Origin of the sequence: uncultured Hymenobacter sp. (assembly GCF_964243305.1) — a bacterium.
Taxonomy (GTDB): domain Bacteria; phylum Bacteroidota; class Bacteroidia; order Cytophagales; family Hymenobacteraceae; genus Hymenobacter.
In genome coordinates, this window is record NZ_CAXTEF010000001.1 from 186,113 (window position 1) to 202,824 (window position 16,712).

Annotated in this window: 14 protein-coding genes; 2 read left to right on the forward strand and 12 right to left on the reverse strand. The window is 60.8% G+C overall.

The window, feature by feature from the left end; translation table 11 throughout:
• Positions 1–15 precede the first annotated feature (15 nt).
• Entirely contained in the window at positions 16–843 is an 828-nt protein-coding gene (locus ACFE70_RS00905; RefSeq protein WP_375415816.1) for a DUF3108 domain-containing protein, read from the reverse strand.
• 253 nt (positions 844–1,096) lie between these two features.
• Positions 1,097–2,119, reverse strand: coding sequence for a recombinase RecA (recA, locus tag ACFE70_RS00910; RefSeq protein WP_375415940.1), 1,023 nt, complete (start codon positions 2,117–2,119; stop codon positions 1,097–1,099).
• A 329-nt stretch (positions 2,120–2,448) separates the two neighbouring features.
• Between recA and ACFE70_RS00915 the strand changes: the two genes are divergently transcribed.
• Positions 2,449–3,630 (forward strand): hypothetical protein, encoded by a 1,182-nt coding sequence (locus ACFE70_RS00915; protein ID WP_375415817.1) that lies wholly within the window; start codon positions 2,449–2,451, stop codon positions 3,628–3,630.
• Positions 3,631–3,776: 146 nt separating this feature from the next.
• Here the strand turns inward: ACFE70_RS00915 and ACFE70_RS00920 are convergent, their stop codons facing one another.
• Positions 3,777–4,352: a GNAT family N-acetyltransferase gene (locus ACFE70_RS00920; protein ID WP_375415818.1), complete on the reverse strand. Its 576-nt coding sequence runs from the start codon at positions 4,350–4,352 to the stop codon at positions 3,777–3,779.
• Positions 4,353–4,563: 211 nt separating this feature from the next.
• Here ACFE70_RS00920 and ACFE70_RS00925 point away from each other — a divergent pair, with 211 nt between their 5' ends.
• Positions 4,564–5,463, forward strand: coding sequence for an SDR family NAD(P)-dependent oxidoreductase (locus tag ACFE70_RS00925; RefSeq protein ID WP_375415819.1), 900 nt, complete (start codon positions 4,564–4,566; stop codon positions 5,461–5,463).
• Positions 5,464–5,667: 204 nt separating this feature from the next.
• Here ACFE70_RS00925 and ACFE70_RS00930 read toward each other — a convergent pair whose 3' ends face one another.
• From ACFE70_RS00930 to ACFE70_RS00970, 9 genes are all read right to left on the reverse strand, one after another.
• Positions 5,668–6,084: a hypothetical protein gene (locus ACFE70_RS00930; protein ID WP_375415820.1), complete on the reverse strand. Its 417-nt coding sequence runs from the start codon at positions 6,082–6,084 to the stop codon at positions 5,668–5,670.
• Between the two features lie 117 nt (positions 6,085–6,201).
• On the reverse strand, positions 6,202–7,167 hold the full coding sequence (locus ACFE70_RS00935) for an AAA family ATPase (RefSeq protein WP_375415821.1): 966 nt from the start codon (positions 7,165–7,167) through the stop codon (positions 6,202–6,204).
• A gap of 137 nt (positions 7,168–7,304) precedes the next feature.
• On the reverse strand, positions 7,305–8,684 hold the full coding sequence (locus ACFE70_RS00940; protein ID WP_375415822.1) for a peptidylprolyl isomerase: 1,380 nt from the start codon (positions 8,682–8,684) through the stop codon (positions 7,305–7,307).
• 167 nt (positions 8,685–8,851) lie between these two features.
• Entirely contained in the window at positions 8,852–11,182 is a 2,331-nt protein-coding gene (locus ACFE70_RS00945; RefSeq protein ID WP_375415823.1) for a peptidylprolyl isomerase, read from the reverse strand.
• 211 nt (positions 11,183–11,393) lie between these two features.
• Positions 11,394–11,807 carry an ATP-binding protein gene (locus tag ACFE70_RS00950; protein WP_375415824.1) on the reverse strand — a complete coding sequence of 138 codons (414 nt, stop codon included), beginning with the start codon at positions 11,805–11,807 and terminating at the stop codon, positions 11,394–11,396.
• A gap of 108 nt (positions 11,808–11,915) precedes the next feature.
• On the reverse strand, positions 11,916–12,245 hold the full coding sequence (locus tag ACFE70_RS00955) for an STAS domain-containing protein (protein ID WP_375415825.1): 330 nt from the start codon (positions 12,243–12,245) through the stop codon (positions 11,916–11,918).
• 16 nt (positions 12,246–12,261) lie between these two features.
• The gene (locus ACFE70_RS00960) at positions 12,262–14,343 is read right to left on the reverse strand and encodes a PP2C family protein-serine/threonine phosphatase (protein ID WP_375415826.1); all 2,082 of its coding nucleotides are present in this window, start codon (positions 14,341–14,343) and stop codon (positions 12,262–12,264) included.
• Between the two features lie 178 nt (positions 14,344–14,521).
• Positions 14,522–16,000, reverse strand: a complete 1,479-nt coding sequence (gene guaB, locus ACFE70_RS00965; RefSeq protein ID WP_375415827.1) for an IMP dehydrogenase — start codon at positions 15,998–16,000, stop codon at positions 14,522–14,524.
• Positions 16,001–16,182: 182 nt separating this feature from the next.
• Entirely contained in the window at positions 16,183–16,671 is a 489-nt protein-coding gene (locus ACFE70_RS00970) for a hypothetical protein (protein ID WP_375415828.1), read from the reverse strand.
• Between the last annotated feature and the right edge of the window lie 41 nt (positions 16,672–16,712).

Below are 16,712 nucleotides of genomic sequence, written 5' to 3' on the forward strand. Positions count from 1 at the left end.
GCTGTTACGTTTTTGTTACCGGGCCATGTTCAGCCGGCTTTTCAGGCCCTCTGCCTTGTACATATCCACCTTGATGGCGCCCACAAACAGCTCCGCTTGAAACAAGACCGGAATCTTGTTTTTGTCGTCCGACAAATACACCGAAATAGCATTTTCTCCCCGAAACAGCTTGTTGGCCGGCATCTTTGGCGTCAGCTTGATGGTGCGGATGGCGCCGGCCTTGGTTTCGGTAATTTCGCGGCCCCGGAATGTGACTTCCAGCACGTAGCTCTCGCCTTCCAGGAAGCCCGGCACCTTGAGCACGTCGCCGGGCTTCAGCTTTTCATAGTTCAGCGTGCGCAGGAAGTAAAAGCCGCTCACCATATCCTGCGCATTATTGAGAATCTTGACCGTGGTGCGCTTTTCGCGGTCTTTCTTGTGCTCGTGCACCTCGGCCAAATCGCGGGAGTGGTCGAAGTTGACCGTTTCTTTCTTGCGATAATTCTTCTCCGCAATGTCGCGGGTGGCGCGCAGGGGCAGGATGCTGGCCGTGTCGATGTAGGAGCGCCACTGGTCGCGGACGCGCAGGAAATAGTCGAACGAGCCCGTCGTGCGCCCGGTCACGGTGGCCTGGTAGCAGGGCCGCTCGTTGATGCGCTCGAGCCGGCCGCTGGTTTCAATGGTGGCCTCGGCCGCGTTGATGAAGCCGTAATGAACGCGGTAGCGGATGGTTTCGCCGCGGCCGAAGCTGTTCTGCGGCACCACCCGCGCCGCCTCGCCGGGACCGCCCGCGCCGGGATTGGGTTGGGCGGCCAGCAGCAGTGCGGCCACAAACGGAGTAGCAAAAAGCCAGCGGCGGTTCATCGGATAGAATAGCTAGAATAGCAAATAGGACGGGACGAATAAGGCGCGCCTTGACAAACGCAATGCCAGGCAAAGGTAAAGTAGCCGCAACGCTGCGGGCGGCGGTGCCGGGCTTGCCCAACCGCGTTCCCTACCCCCCTGTTTGAAGAGAGGGGGTAGGGAATGGGCGGCAGCCGCAACGCGGTAACGCAAAAAAGCCCGCCACGATATCGTAGCGGGCCAGTTTTGTTTGCTCCTCGGAGAGCGGCGTGGCCTACAGCGTGTCCTCGCCGTCCTCGGGGCCGCTCAGGTCCACGGGAATGACGGCGGCGATGTCCGCCGGCCCGTTCTTGACGAGGTCGCGGATTTTCTGCTCGATTTCGTCGGCCATCTCGGGGTTATCGAGCAGCAGGGTTTTCACCTGCTCGCGGCCCTGGCCGATGCGGTTGCCGTCGTAGCTGAACCACGAGCCTGACTTGGCGATAATGCCCATATCGGTGCCCAGGTCCAGGATTTCGCCCACTTTCGAGATGCCCAAGCCATAAAGCAAATCGAACTCAATAACCTTGAAGGGCGGCGACACCTTGTTTTTCACCACTTTAACTTTAGTGCGGTTGCCGACCACGTTGTCCTTGTCCTCCTTAATCTGGCCGATGCGGCGAATGTCGAGGCGCACGGAGGCGTAGAACTTGAGGGCGTTGCCGCCGGTCGTGGTCTCGGGCGTACCGAACATGACGCCGATTTTCTCGCGCAGCTGGTTGATGAAAATGCACAAGCAGCCGGTCTTGTTGATGGTGCCGGTGAGCTTGCGCAGCGCCTGGCTCATGAGGCGGGCGTGCAGGCCCACTTTCGAGTCTCCCATGTCGCCTTCGAGTTCGGCCTTGGGCACGAGGGCCGCTACCGAGTCAATCACGATGATGTCGATGGCGCCGGAGCTAATGAGCTGGTCAGCGATTTCGAGGGCCTGCTCGCCGTTGTCGGGCTGCGAGATAATCAGGTTGCTGGTATCAATGCCCAGCTTGGCGGCATAAATCGGGTCGAAGGCGTGCTCGGCGTCGATGAAGGCGGCCACGCCGCCGGCTTTCTGGGCCTCGGCGATGCAGTGCATGGTGAGCGTGGTTTTGCCCGACGACTCCGGGCCGTAGATTTCGACCACCCGGCCGCGGGGCAGCCCGCCGATGCCCAGGGCAATATCAAGACCGAGCGAGCCGGTGCTGATGGCCGGAATATCAATCTTGGGGGTGTCGCTGAGCTTCATCACGGTACCCTTGCCAAAAGCCTTATCCAGCTTCTCCATCGTGAGCTGGAGGGCCTTGAGCTTTTCTGCGCTGGCGTTGGAGGGACCGGAGGTCTTGTCGGCGCGCTCGCCTTTATCGGCCTTGTCAGCCTTCTCTACTTTGTCAGCCTTGTCGGCTTTGGTTGCAAATGCCATGAATGGAAGTGGTTGGGAAAAAGGAAGTAGGTTTGGCAAAGAGAAGCAGCGTGGCAGCCGGTAAAAATGGCCTTAAAACCCGCGCCAGGGTCGTTTTCAGGCGGCTTTTAGTAACAGGCTCCACCCCGGTTTCGTGCCGTTGAGTAAGGAAATATATGGGAAAGTTTCTTAGGATTTTGCTACTGTCTGGCCTCGTGCTGCTTAGCGCCGGGCAGGCACGGGCGCAGCTGGACAACCGGGCGTTTATGAGCGAAGAGCCCGGAATACGGCGAGGCATTCTCTTCCTAGAAAATCCCTTGCATGAATATAAATTTCGTGTCCTTCAAGACCGACGTGATTCATTAGGTCAAGTTTTACTTTCTCTTAACGCATTCACTTTCTTCAAGGATAACGAATATTTTAACAAAATCATCGAGGGCTATACCTTATTCGGTACGCAACTCAACCCGCAACTTGCTTATTATCCCATCAAAGGCTTGCGACTAGAAGCGGGCGTTTTTCTTTGGAAGGATTTTGGAAATCCACAATTGCAACTGGTGCGCCCAACCTACCGCGCGACTTGGACGAAAGGTCCTAACCAATTCATTCTAGGCAACATTCGGCCGCATTTGAACCATCAGTACATCGAGCCGCTATTCAATTTTGAGCGGGTGATGTTGAATCCATTGGAAGAGGGTTTGCAATACCGGCTGCAAACGTCGAAGCTTTGGCTTGACGTGTGGGTTGATTGGCAGCGGCAGCAATACCGATACAGCAATTACCAGGAACAGTTGGCTGGAGGCCTGAGCAGCCGGTTTTCTCTCACCCGCCCCGAAAACGCTATTCAGGTTGTGCTCCCCTTCCAGTTTACAGCTACCCATAGTGGCGGGCAGATTGACACATTGGATAAACCGCTGCAAACGTTATTCAACGAAGCTATTGGACTAGAAGCGCGCATGATGCTTGGCTACCGGCTGCGGGCTTTCCGCTTAAACGCTTATGCCCTTGGCTTTCAAGACCGCTCTTTTACTCAGGTATTTCCTTTTAAGCGAGGCGCGGGCTTATACCTCAACGGCACGCTAGAAACCAAGCATGTGCACACCATGCTCAGCTATTGGCAGGGCCGGCGCTTCATCGCCCCGCTCGGCGGCGACCTGTACCAGGGCGTCTCGCGCACGGTTAATAATCCCGCTTATCGCGAAGCCAATCGCCACCTGCTGCTCTTGCGCCTGCTGCGCGACTTCCGCATCAGCGACGCGGCGGCGCTGACCGTGCGCGTGGAGCCAGTGTATGATTTGAACGCCCGGCTGCTGGATTTCTCGTTTGGAATTTATTTGAACTTCCGGCAGGAGTGGCTGCTGGGCAATGTGAGGCAACGGGTGCGGGTCGGGCAGTGAGGGGCCATCCGGCCGGCCGTCATGCTGACAAAGGGAGCATCCTATCACGTTAGAGCGAGGCAGTAGTCGCTGTTCTGGTTTCGTTCCCTGGTGATAGGATGCTTCCTTCGTCAGCATGACAGGATGCCAGCATAACAGTACCTAACCTACGCCCTACCCCCCCGCTCCAGCGCGAAGTGCAAAATCGTGGGCTCAATCGGGGCCGTGCCGCTCCACCAGTGGCGGCGGGGCGTGGGCGTGGTTTTCCAGACCCGGAAGCCTGCGGCTCTGGCCACGGCGTGGGCGCGGGGGTTGTTCTCGTAGCAGCGGATGACCAGCCGCTGGGCGCCCACGGCGTCGAAGCCAAAGCCAACGAGGGCGGCCAGCGCCTCGCGGGCGTAGCCGTGGCCTTCGGCTTCGGGAGCTAAGTAGTAGCCAATTTCGGCGCTGCCATCCAGCTTGGGCATCAGGCAGATGTCGCCGAGGTATGGGCCGGTTTCCTGCTGCCAGATGCCGAACACGTAGAAGCGGCCCGTTTGCCAGTCGCGGGCGAAGCCGGCCAGCGCGCGGGCGGCGGCGGCCAAGTCGTACACGGTGTTGGTGCGGTCGGGAAAGGCTTGGCGCAGGCGGCTGCGGTGCTGGTTGAGCAAGCCGAAAAAAGCCGGCGCGTCGGCCGGCACGTAGGGGCGCAGGTGCAGGCGCGGGGTGAAGAGTGCGGTAGTGGCGGGAATGGCGAGTGACACGGACGGCAGCGGCAAAAGCAAACGCGGGACTGGCTTGGGCAGAGTAGGGGGGGTAGGGAGTGCGCGGCAGCTCAGGCGTAGCAACCCCACCGAAAGCAGCTCGTTAGCAACGTGGCGGCCGTACCGCGGTTGCCAAAAACCGGGCCGCCACTTTCCCTACCCCCTGCTCTACTTTCCAACCCTTCCAACCAACCCTTTTTTCCTGATTTTTATGGCAACAACTCACAGCTACGGCCGCCTGCAGGGCAAGGTCGCTATTGTCACGGGGGGCGGCGCTGGCATCGGTGAGGCCATCTGCAAGAAATTCGCGCGGGAAGGCGCGGCTGTGGTCGTAGCCGGCTTCGACGAAGACCCGGTGCGGGATGTCGTGGACGAGATTCAGGCCGTCGGTGGCCGGGCCTACGGCTTCATCGGCGACCTCAGCCGTCAGGACGCGGCCGAAGCCTGCGTGAAGCACACGATAAAGCACTTCGGCCGGCTCGATATCCTGATTAACAACGCCGGCGTGTTTCCCGAAACCGCCGAGCTGGACAAGTACCCGGTCGAGGCGTTCGAATATTTAGTTAAAAACAACATCTACTCGGTTTTCCACATGACCCGCGCGGCGCTGCCGCAGCTCCAGAAGTACCGCGGCAACATCGTTTCGGCCGGCTCGGAGGCCGGGCAGATGGGCTCGCCCAACATCACGCCCTACGGCGCGACCAAAGCCTGGGTGATGACCTTCATGAAGGGCTTGGCTACGGAGCAGGCCAAGCACGGCGTGCGCGCCAACAGCGTCGGCCCCGGCCCCATCGACACGGCCTGGACCCACCAGGAAAGTGGCCCGATGGACTCGAAAATGGAGAAAAACACCGTCAACGGCCCGCCGATGGGCCGCCGCGGCACGCCCGAAGAAGTTGCCAACGTCTACTTATTCTTAGCTTCGGACGAAGCCAGCTACGTCACCGGTGCCACGTATTTCGTTGACGGCGGCGTCACCAATTCCAAAAGCCTCGCCGGTGAGGAAGTGCCCGCCGAGCTGAAAAAGCAGCCCAAAGGCAAGCTGGACCTGCGCCACGCCCAGGCCGGCCACGCCGAGCTGCGCCAGCAGGACGCCGGCCGGATGCGCTAAGTTTGTCTGAACCACGGATTTATCGGATTAAACGGATTGGTCGGATTTTGTAGACGGCGCCGCGTTCACCTCTTATCGAGTCCTTCCCTACCCCCGCCAAAAGTTAAAGGCCACTCAAGCGAGTGGCCTTTTTCATGTTATTAATCACCAAGCAGCGCCATCTACAAAATCCGACCAATCCGTTTAATCCGATAAATCCGTGGTTCAGACATGCTGCTGAGGGCTGCCCAGCGCCTGCTGCGTGCGCATCACGTTTACCTGCCGGGCCGCTTCGTTGAAAAACTCCAGCCGGCGGAAGAGCATCTCCTTGGTCAGCACTCGGCCTTCGGGCGTGCGCATCGACGCTTTTTTATCTCCCAGAATGCGCGCCATCGTGGCTTCAGTCTGCGTTTCGTGCGCGAAAAACTGGCCGGCAAAGTCACGCAGCAAGTCTATGCCCCGATGCTCCGGGTTCAGCCGAAACTGCTCGCCGCCCTGGTTGAGCACCTCGCAAAGCACATATACTTCAATCGGCAGCGAGGTTTGCAGCGCCGTCGTGCGCAGGTCCAGCCCCGCGTCGAAGGCATCGAGGAGGATGCGCAGGTTGCGCTCAAATTGCTGGTAGTAGGCTTGGGCTTCCATAAACGTTTGTCATGTTGAGCGCAGCGAAACACCTTATCACGTTCGCGCTCCTCCGAGTAAGTAGCTAAAGTGGCGCGAACGTGATAAGGTGTTTCGCTGCGCTCAACATAACCGAATTTATAACAGCTCTCTCACAATCTGCTCGATGCTCACGCCTTCGGCTTCGGCCTTGAAGTTGCGCACCAGCCGGTGGCGCAGTATCGGCAGGGCCACGGCGCGTACATCCTCAATGTCAGGCGAGTACTTGCCGGTGAGTAAGGCGTTGCACTTGGCGCCCACAATCAGGTGCTGCGAGGCGCGCGGGCCGGCGCCCCACTCCAGCAGCTGCGTGGCACGCGGGGCGGCGCGCTCGGTGCCAGGGCGGGTTTTGTGCACCAGGCCCACGGCGTACTCTACCACGTTGTCGGCCACCGGTACGCGGCGCACCAAGTCCTGATACGCTTGAATGTCGGGCCCGTGCAGCACTTTGCCCACCGTCGTTTTGCGGTCCGAGGTTGTGTTCTTGACGATGTTCAATTCCTCAGCGTAGCTGGGATAGCCCAGCTCGATGTTGAACATGAAGCGGTCGAGCTGGGCCTCGGGCAGGGGGTAGGTGCCTTCCTGCTCAATCGGGTTCTGGGTCGCCAGCACGAAAAACGGGCGCTGCAAGGCGTAGCGCTGCCCGGCCACGGTCACGGCGTATTCCTGCATACTTTCCAGCAGCGCGGCCTGGGTCTTGGGCGGTGTCCGGTTAATTTCGTCGGCCAGGATGATGTTGGCGAACACGGGGCCTTTCACGAATTGAAAGTCCCGGCTCTGCGTCAGCGTCTCCGAGCCGACGATGTCGGAGGGCATCAAGTCGGGCGTGAACTGGATGCGGTTGAAGCTCAAATCCAACGAGTCGGCGATGGTTTGAACCAGCAGCGTCTTGGCCAGGCCGGGCACCCCAACCAGCAGGCTGTGGCCCTGCGAAAACACGGCCGTCAGCACCAGCCGCACCACTTCGTCCTGGCCTACGATGACCTTGCCGATTTCGCGGCGCAGCGTTTGGTAGGATGCTGCGAGAGCATCAGCGGCTTCTTTGTCGTTAGTGAAATTGGGCATTAACTATAGTAGAACGTCATGCGGAGCTTGCCAAAGCATCTCACCTGGGGTACTAACCCTAATAAAAAATAGATTACTGCCCCATGCGAAATGCTTCGGCAAGCTCCGCATAACGTTCTTTTTTTGATTCCTCAGCACTACTGCGACTCCAGCACCTTGCACTGCGCGTATTCCGGCGCTACCTCCAGGTATACGCTGCCGCGGTTTTTCAGAAACCACGCGTCCAGCGCCTTGTTGCGCTTTTCATTGAGGGCGGCGGCGGCAATCTTCTGGTAATCTGCCTGCAAATTAGCCTGGTGGGGCGGCGTGTTGGACTTCAGCCACAGGATGCGCATTCCGTCCTTGCCGTCGTCGGTGCGGTAGGGCAGGGGTGGGGTGATGTGGCCCACCTTCATCGTGTCGATGGTGAAGAAGATGGCCGGGTCGAGCTTATCGAGCGGCATCCGCGAGCCGCCATCCTGGCGGTTGGCCAGCAGGCCGCCGTTGCCGGCGCTAGTTTTGTCGGAGCTGAACTCCTTGGCCGCTTTGGCAAAGCTGAGGCTGTCTTTCAGAATCTGGCGGCGCAGCGTGGTTAGCTTTTTAGCCGCTTCGTTGGCGTCGGCCGCGCCGGTGGCGGGCTTGAGCAGGATGTGGCGCGAGCTGAACGAGTCGCCCTTGCGCTCAATGAGCTGAATCAGGTGAAAGCCGAACTGCGAGCCCACGACCGGCGAAAGCTGGCCCGGCTCCAGCCGCAGCGCGGCGGCCGTGTACTCGGGCACCAGCTCGCCCTTCTTGAAAAAGCCCAGGTAGCCGCCTTCCTTGCCCGAGCCAGGGTCTTCGGAGTACTGCTTGGCCAGGTCTTCAAACTTTTCGCCCGCCAGCACCCGGCCCCGCAGGTCGTTGAGCTTGGTGATGGTTTCCTGCTTGGCCTTGTCGCTGATTTGGGCCGGCAGCACAATCTGGCCCACCTCCACTTCGGTCGAAAAGTAGGGCAGGCTGTCCTTGGGCACGCGGGTAAAGTAGGCGCTTACCTCGCGCGGCGTCACCGAGAGCTTGCCCGTAATTTCCTCCTGCATTTTCTGCTGCGTGAGCTGGTCTTTCACCTGCGGGCGCAGGTCTTCCTTCAGCGTTCTAACGGGCTTGTTATACAGCTCTTCAAGCTTCTTTTCCGAGCCGATTTGCTGCACGAAGTAGGCCATGCGGCGGTCCAGCTCGCCGTTAACCTGCGCGTCAGTCACGGTTACGGAGTCCACTTCGGCGCGGGCCAGCATCAGCTTGTTGATAACCAGGCTTTGCAGAATCTTGCACTTCAAGTCGGGGGGTAGGAGCTTGCCCTCAGCGCGGGCCACTTCCTGGGCATAGATGTTCTCCACATCCGAGCGGAGCACGATTTGGTTGTCCACCTTCACCACGATGCCGTCGAGCAGCTGCTGGCCCTGAGGCCGGCCGACGCCGAGCTGGGCGCGGCTGACGAGGGGGGGTAGGGAAAGCATCAGGGCGAAAAGCAGCGGCAGGCGCCGCGAGATAAATTGCATCATAACGCTAGAGAGGCCGAAAGCCGGGCAAAGGTTGCGGCGTGGCAGAGGGGGTAGGATTTGCTCGCTAAAGGTTGCGGAGTGCAACAACTGCCTTTAGCCGAATTAGTAGTGGTGCTCCAACACCGGAAGCCGTCCAGATATTCCGCGAAACGGCGGGCTGACTCGGATTATTTCGTGACGAGCCTGCCGACTTCGGCCTCATTCACCTGCACCGGGTACTGCTGGCGCAGCTGGCCTATCCACTCTTTTTCGAGGTAAGTCTGGTAGTCGCTGGTGGCCTGACCGCGGGCGTCGGCCAGGGTTTTGGGGCCGGCGGGCAAGGCTTTATTCACCTTGATGACGTAGTAGCGGCCATCCTGCTGGGTGGTGTAGGTGCCCGGCGCGCGGTTCAGGTAGGCGTCCATCACTTTGTTGTCGCCTTGCTGGAAGGTGCGCTGGCTGATTTGCACGGCCAGCGGATTGCGCTCGTTCAGCTGGGCTTCGAGCGCAGTGGGGTTGGTGCTGGTCAGGGCAATCTCAACCGCCGCGGCTCCGCCGGCCGCCGCTTTAGGGGCCGTGCGCAACTGGCGCGCTGAGCCAAAGCCTTTCTGCGTCAGATAAGCTACGGCGGCTTTGGCGCGGCGGGCGGCCAGGCTCGCCGGCTCGCCCTTGCGCCCGCGCCCCGTGAAGGTGACGGCCGTGAGCGTGTCGGCCGAGAGCCGCTGGCCGACTTCATCCAGCGCTGCCGCGCCGGCCTTGGTCAGCTTATCGGAGTTGGGGCTGAAGGCAGCAGCAGCGGGCACGCCGCGCGTGAGGCGGTAGCGGCCGGTAGCCAGCTCGCGCTGGGCGCGGGCCAGCAGCTGCGGGCTGGCGGCCGAAATCAAGGTGCCCTGCGCGCGCTGGCCCCACTGATAATTGCCCTGATTGGCGGCGAAGAATTTGCGCAGGCCCACCGTATCCTCGATGGCCTTGCTCCACACTTTCTCGTCCATCAACTGGAAGAGCAGAATGCCATCGCGGTATTCCTTGACCAGCATCCGGTAGTCCTCGTACTTGGTGTCGAGGTTATTCTTCTCGAACTCGGTCAGGCTCTGGTCCACGTACTGGTCGTAGAACTGCTGCATCACGAAGGCGGGCTGGGCCGTGGGCCGGGGCCGCTGGTTGGCTTGCACGAAGGCCAAAAAGTCCTTCACCAGGTAGGGCTGCGCTTTGATGGTAAATAGCGGCACGTTGTCGGAGCCGGCTTGGACCGATTTCCTACCCCCCTTGCCGGCCGCCACCGCCACCGGTGTGTACTTGAAGCGGCCCTTCACCAGCGCCGTGTCGGCTTTGGCAAAGGCAAACGACCGGGCGGCCGGAATCTCCAGAAACTGGTTTTCGGTGCGGATGCGCTTGAGGAACGCGGCCCGGTTCAGCTCCGAGCGGGAATCCTTAGCCACCTTGCCTTTCAGGCTCGGCTCCAGGTCGGCGAACTTCGCCACGGGCTGCTTTTCGAGCAGCTTGATAACGTGGAAGCCGTAGGGCGTTTGCACCGGCGCGGCGATGTCGCCGGGCTTTTGCAGCTTGAAGGCCACCTCCTCGAAGGCCGGAATCATGCGGCCCGTGCCGAAGGGCGGCAGCTCGCCGCTGTTGGCGGCCGAGCCGGCATCCTCGGAGAACTGCGCCACGAGCTTGTCCCAGCTTTCGCCCTTGCGCAGGCGGCTGTACAGCTCGTCAATCTTCTTTCGGGCCGTGGCCGAGTCGGCCTTGGGCGCGCCTGCGTTCAGGCGCACCATCAGGTGCGCCACCTTGATTTCGCCCTGCGCCGGCCGGCGGTCGTTGACCTTGATGATATGGTAGCCGAAGCGCGTGCGCACCGGCGGGCTGACCTGCCCGACGGGCGTCTTGTACGCCGCCGTCTCAAATGGATAAACCATCTGCATGGCCGTGAAGTAGCCCAACTTGCCGCCATTCTCCCTGGCCGACGGGTCTTCCGACACGGTGCCGGCGAGCTTGGCAAAGTCCTCGCCGCCGGTTACTTGCTGGCGGTATTGGCTGATTTTCTGGTAGGCGGCCAGCGTGTCGGCCGGCACGGCGTCGGGCGCCACGCGCACCAGGATGTGGGCGGCGCTGATTTCCTGCTGCATCCGCTCGTAGGCCTCGCGCACGAGCTGGTCGGTCACGCTTTTCTCGGTCAGATAGGGCTGGGCGAGCTGCTGGCGGTAGCCGTCCAGCTCCCGCTTAAACGCCTGCGTGGTGTCGAGGCCGCGCTTTTCGGCTTCCAGCACCTTAAGGCGGAAGTTGGTGTAGAGGTCCAGGTATTCCTGCACGCTGGCCTTGGTGCCGTACTCCGGCGCCGAGCCGTTATTTTTGCGGTAAACGTAGGCGAACTCGCGGGCCGGTACCACCACCGGGCCCAGGGTTTCGATGGCCGCGCCGCTGCCCGTGGCGGCGGCCGTAGTAGCAGCCGGTTTGCTGGCCTGGCAGCCCGCCAGCAGGGATACGGCGGCGCTGCCGACGTACAAAAGACGTTTGTGCATAAACGAATAAAAGGAGAAGAGTCGGCCGGGGCGAAAAGGAGCTGTCAGCGCCGCTGACGAATTGGAGTGCGCAAGGCCAACGACGCAAATTTAGCGAATGTTCAGCCGGCGACGGATGGGCGGAGAAATTATGCTTGTTAGCGGAATAACCAAAAACGCCGCTCAAACGAGAGGTTTGAGCGGCGTTTGCTGAGAAGAGAGGGGTAGGAAATCAGGCCAGATGCTTGTGCAAGTGGCAAACTGTGTGGCTGCCGCGCTCAAAAAACTCCACCCGGTCCATGATGCGGTTGACCAGCGTCATCCCTACCCCCCCCTTGCGGCCCTGACGAATGTACTCGCGCAAGTCGGGGTTCTGGTGGGCGGGGGGCAGGTAAATAGTGTCGCCGTGGTCTTCAATCTCTACTTCGAGGTTGCGGTTGTCGAGCACCAGCCGCAGGTCCAGAAACTGCGCCTCATTCTCCTCGTTGGCATGGATGATGAAGTTGGCCACGACCTCATCCACGGCCAGCACTACCTGGTTGACGGCCAGGTCGGGCAGGCTGGCCGCCACCAGAAAGCCGCCCACGAAGTCGCGCACCTGTTTAAGGTTGTGGCGCGAGCAACTAATGCGGAGGGCATTCTTCATCGGTGAATGAGCGATTGAGCAACTAAGTAAACCAGTGACTGTGAGCGGATTAGTCAGGGAAGCGAAGCAGGATTCACTTAGCCGATTATTCACCCACTCCCTTATTGGCTAGGCGGCCACCGCTTCGGCCTGGGTGGGCACGATGGTCATCAGCCCATCGAGGCCCAGAATCTCGAACACGTTAAACACTTTCTCCTGCATGTTGAAGAAAATCAGCTTCACGTTGGCATCCTGCAATCGTTGGAGGTGGGAGATAAAGACGCCCAGGCCGGCGGAGGAAATATAAGTAAGTTTGACGCAGTCAATCAATACTTTACGAAAATTAAGAACCTCCGGTTTGGTCAGCTCGGTGTCAAGCAGCACGGCGGAGGAGGCATCCAGCTCGCCGTCGAGGGCGAGGGTGAGCGAGTCGTCGGTGGGAAGGGCGGTTACTTTCATAATGTGTGCGGGTACGTCAGGCCCGGCTGGCGGGTTGGGTTGGGTGCGCGGCTTTAAACTTAATCACGAGCAGGGTCTGGTCGTCGTGCATGGGCTGGCCGGCAGTGAAGGCGTTGAGGTCATCGAGGATAAAGGCCTTGATATCCTCGGCTGAGCGGTAGTAGCTCTCTTCCAGGCGCAGCATGAGGCGGTCTTCGCCGTACTCTTCGGCGCCCGGCCCGCGAGCCTCCACGATGCCGTCGGTGTACATCACCATCACGTCGCCGGGGGCGTAGTCGTAGAACTGGTTGTTGATGTGCTTCTCGTAGCCCGGCCCGCGGATGATGCCCAGCCCGAGGCCCGTGGAGCGGAAATACTCGACTTTTTCCTGGTTCGAGCTGTAGTAGAGCGTGTGACAGTGGCCGGCGCGGGCAAACATAAACCCGCCGTTCTCATAGTCAATCAGAAACAGCGAAGCCGTGATAAATGACGACTTTTCGAGGCAATGAGTCAGGGCCGCGTTGGCCTGGGTCATAAACTGGGCCGGCACCGGGTACTGGGTGCGGTCCGACTTGGCCAGCGGGTTGGGCTGCATCAGGGAGTGAAAGATACCCTTCATCTGGGCCATGTGGAAGGCGGCCGTCACGCCCTTGCCGCTCACATCACCGATGAGCACGGCCAGGCGCTTGCCGGGCAGCAGCAGCAGGTCGTAGAAGTCGCCGCCCACTTCCTTGGCCGCCAGGGCGTGGGAGCTGATTTCAAACCAGTCGTCGGTGGGCAGCTTCTTCGGAATCAGGCTTTCCTGCACGTGGGCCGCGATGCGCAGCTCGTCCTGCACGCTCTGGTTTTGCAGGGACTGCGCCGCCAGCTGCAGGTTTTCGAGGCTCAGCACCGTCTGGCTGGTAAAGGCCTGGAGCATGTTCAGGTCTTCCTGCTCGAAGCCGTGGGGCTCGGTTTTGAGCAGGTAGAGCGTGGCGTAGTAGCGGGCGTCGGTGCGCAGCGGCAGCACCACCAGCGACTGGTAGGGCAGCTGCAAGCCTGCCAGCGCCGGCTGGCGGCTGAGGTTATTATTTTGGAAATCGAGGTTGAGCAGCCCTTCCCGGCGCAGGCCCTCGCGCAGAGTCAGGGCCTGGTCGGCGGGCAACTCGTAGAGGTCTTCGGGCAGGGGGGGGGGTAGGGAATCGCCGGGGGCCAGCGGGGCCACGTCGAGCCAGGCGGCGGCGGCGCGGGTGGTTTGCACGGCCGAGTCGAGTAGGGCCTGGTAGATTTCGGCGGCCGTCTGCCCGCGCTGAATCACCTGGGTCAGGCGCTGCAAGCTCAGAATTTCGGCGCGGCGCTGCTCATAAACGCCAGCCGTGGGCAGATTAAAAAACGTGACCAGCAGACCGGCGGCGGCAAACAAGGCGCCGAAAAAGGCCGTGAACAGCAAAAATGTGTGCTGCGCGGCGGGCACCATGAGTTGCGGCGCCTGGCGGGAATGGCGGAAATAGGCCACAAACAGCAGCAGCCCCCCCAGCACGGCCAACTCATAGCCCATAGCCTGCCACTTCTGCTGCGGCTCCAGATACGCCACCCAGCGCTGGTTGGCACTCAGGTAAACCCCAAACAACCCCAGCACGCCTAGCAGCAGCACGTTGACCAGCTCAACCGGGCCGCTGCCCTGGTCGAGCAGCAGCAGCAGCAACCCCAGGCCCAGCAGCAGCTCAAACCACGGCCAGACCCGGCGCACGCCGGGCGCGCTTTTAAATAAGACCAGTGCCCGCCAACTGTGGTTAACGTGGGCCACGAACAAGAGAAACAAGCCCGTATTCAGCGTGTAAACGACGTTGGAAACAATCAGATTGCCGCCCGGAGTGCGGGTGGCTACCACCCGCTCCAGCGTAAACAGGGCCGCGCTGGCCAGGGCCAGCAGGCCCGGCCCGGCCCCCAGGCCGCGCAGCAAAGCCAGAAAGTTCTGCTCGCGCAATGGGCTGGGCTGTTGCCGAACGTAGATAAAGATGCTCAGCACCAGCAGGGCCTGCGCGGCCAGTGTGGTCCAGGCCGGCCACGCACCGCCCAGCGCTGCACCCGCACCGGTGCGGCTCAGGGTGCTCAGCAGCAGCAGCAGCCAGCTAAGCACAATAGCCCGGGTAAAATAGAAGTGTAGCCGGAAAGGCACCAAAAGCAGAAAGCAGGAGAATGAAAAGAGGCCGCAAGATAGGGCAGTTAACAGTTAGTAGTTATCAGTGAGCAGTTGCCAGGCATTAGGTTACTCCTGCTCACTGTTAACTACTAACTACTAACTGCTCACTGCCTTCTCACCGGCTGCTGTAGTTAGGTGCCTCGCGCGTCACCTGCACGTCGTGGGGATGGCTCTCGCGCAGGCCGGCGCCGGTGATGCGCACCATCTGGGCAGCTTGCAGAGCCAGGAGGTCGGGGGCGCCGACGTAGCCCATGCCGGCGCGCAGGCCGCCAGCCATTTGGTATAAGACCTCGGCTACGGGGCCTTTGAAGGGCACCCGGCCCACGATGCCCTCGGGCACGAGCTTCTTCACGTCGTCCTCGGCGTCCTGAAAATAGCGGTCCTTCGAGCCGTCTTCCATCGCCTCGACCGAACCCATGCCGCGATAGGTTTTATACTTGCGGCCTTCGTAGATAATCAGGTCGCCGGGCGCCTCTTCGGCGCCGGCCAGCAAGGAGCCCACCATCACCGTGGAGGCGCCGCCGGCCAGGGCCTTGACGATATCGCCCGAAAACTTGATGCCGCCATCGGCCACCAGCGGCACGCCGGTGCCTTCGAGGCCGCGGGCAGCTTCCATCACGGCCGAAAGCTGCGGCACGCCGATACCGGCAATGATGCGCGTGGTGCAGATTGAGCCCGGCCCTACCCCCACCTTAACGGCATCAGCGCCAGCTTCTTGCAAAGCTTTGGCGCCGGCGGCCGTGGCGACGTTGCCGGCCATCACGTCGAGAGTGGGGTAGGCTTTTTTGACGGCCCGCACGGCGTCGAGCACGCCCTTGCTGTGGCCGTGGGCAGTGTCGATGCTGATGAGGTCCACGCCGGCTTCGGCCAGGGCGGCCACGCGCTGGAGCAAATCGGGCGTGACGCCCACCGCCGCGCCCACGCGCAGGCGGCCGAGGCCGTCCTTGCTGGCGCGGGGCGTCTTGCGGCGCTTGCGGATGTCCTTGTACGTCATCAGGCCGGTGAGCTTGCCGTTGGTATCCACCACGGGCAGCTTCTCGACTTTGCCGTCTTGCAGCATCTGCTCGGCGGTGGCCTGGTCGGTGCCGGCGGGCGCGGTGAGCAGGCGCGCGGCGGGCGTCATAATTTCGGCCACGGCCAGGCTCAGGTCTTTCTCGAAGCGCAAGTCGCGGCTGGTGAGGATGCCCAGCAGGCGGCGCCCATCGTCCACAATCGGGATGCCGCCAATGCTATGGTCGCGCATCAGCTGCTTGGCCTGGCCCAGCGTGGCTTTCGGGCCGAGCGTGAACGGGTCCAGAATCAGGCCCGACTCGGAGCGCTTGACGCGGCGCACCTGCTCAGCCTGCTTGCTGATGCTCATGTTCTTATGAATGATGCCGAGCCCGCCTTCCTGGGCCAGGGCAATGGCCATCTCGGCCTCGGTCACGGTGTCCATCGCGGCCGAGATAATCGGCAAGCTCAGGCGAATATTGCGGGTGAGCGGGGCGCTGGTGTCGCAGTCGCGGGGCAGCACCTCGGAGTAGGCGGGCAGCAGCAGCACGTCGTCGTAGGTCAGGGCCTCGAAAACGATTTTGGGGGCGGCGTGGTCGGCCATAAGCAAAAGGAAAGGGGGTAGGGGCCTTTTGCCGGACCAAGGTACGGCGCCGGGCGGGGACGGGCAGGCGAATGCCTTACCAGGTAGTTCAAGCTTTAGCGTAATCATAAAAAAAGCCGGCTCAAAGCCGGCTTTTTTTAAGCTAAACATAACCCGTCAACAAGACCGGATTAGCCAAATGGCTATTCAGCCACCGCGTCAATCTCGATATGATAACGGCATTTTTCCGGTATGCCTCCGCACCCTTTATCACCCGTGAGCCGCAGGTTCTCATCATCGAGCTGCACTATCTGATAACTACCAGCTAATACCGTTTCAGCGTCCCGGAACTGCTTTTGCAACGGCCCCGTATAACGGTCGCCATTGATAGCAACCGACTCATTTCCAGTTACTTGAAATGTAAATGGAAGTGATGCTTCCGGCGTCTGATAGGTAAGCTTGCAGTTGGAAGGTTGCTTGTTCTGATTTTTTGAGCAGGCGCTGAACACGAGAAACGTAGCAGCTGGCTCTGTCACCACTGAGTCCGAACCAGTTTCGGTATCTACGTAATGAAGTCGGGTGATTTTCCAGGTGCCATCAATTTTACGTAGGGGCTGATAATTTTGCGAATCCTCGCAATTAGTGAGGAAGAGAATGAGTGCTAGCAAGGCTAGCAGGTTTCTTGCTTTCATGATGAAAAAATGGGATTATAAGATTTGCCAGTCCATTGCGC

Excerpts from the sequence above, each read along its gene's own strand:
- ACFE70_RS00905 (WP_375415816.1), bottom strand. The coding sequence starts at position 843 with ATGAACCGCCGCTGGCTTTTTGCTACTCCGTTTGTGGCCGCACTGCTG.
- recA (WP_375415940.1), bottom strand. The coding sequence starts at position 2,119 with ATGGAGAAGCTGGATAAGGCTTTTGGCAAGGGTACCGTGATGAAGCTC.
- ACFE70_RS00925 (WP_375415819.1), top strand. The coding sequence starts at position 4,564 with ATGGCAACAACTCACAGCTACGGCCGCCTGCAGGGCAAGGTCGCTATT.
- ACFE70_RS00930 (WP_375415820.1), bottom strand. The coding sequence starts at position 6,084 with ATGGAAGCCCAAGCCTACTACCAGCAATTTGAGCGCAACCTGCGCATC.
- ACFE70_RS00935 (WP_375415821.1), bottom strand. The coding sequence starts at position 7,167 with ATGCCCAATTTCACTAACGACAAAGAAGCCGCTGATGCTCTCGCAGCA.
- ACFE70_RS00940 (WP_375415822.1), bottom strand. The coding sequence starts at position 8,684 with ATGATGCAATTTATCTCGCGGCGCCTGCCGCTGCTTTTCGCCCTGATG.
- ACFE70_RS00945 (WP_375415823.1), bottom strand. The coding sequence starts at position 11,182 with ATGCACAAACGTCTTTTGTACGTCGGCAGCGCCGCCGTATCCCTGCTG.
- ACFE70_RS00950 (WP_375415824.1), bottom strand. The coding sequence starts at position 11,807 with ATGAAGAATGCCCTCCGCATTAGTTGCTCGCGCCACAACCTTAAACAG.
- ACFE70_RS00955 (WP_375415825.1), bottom strand. The coding sequence starts at position 12,245 with ATGAAAGTAACCGCCCTTCCCACCGACGACTCGCTCACCCTCGCCCTC.
- guaB (WP_375415827.1), bottom strand. The coding sequence starts at position 16,000 with ATGGCCGACCACGCCGCCCCCAAAATCGTTTTCGAGGCCCTGACCTAC.
- ACFE70_RS00970 (WP_375415828.1), bottom strand. The coding sequence starts at position 16,671 with ATGAAAGCAAGAAACCTGCTAGCCTTGCTAGCACTCATTCTCTTCCTC.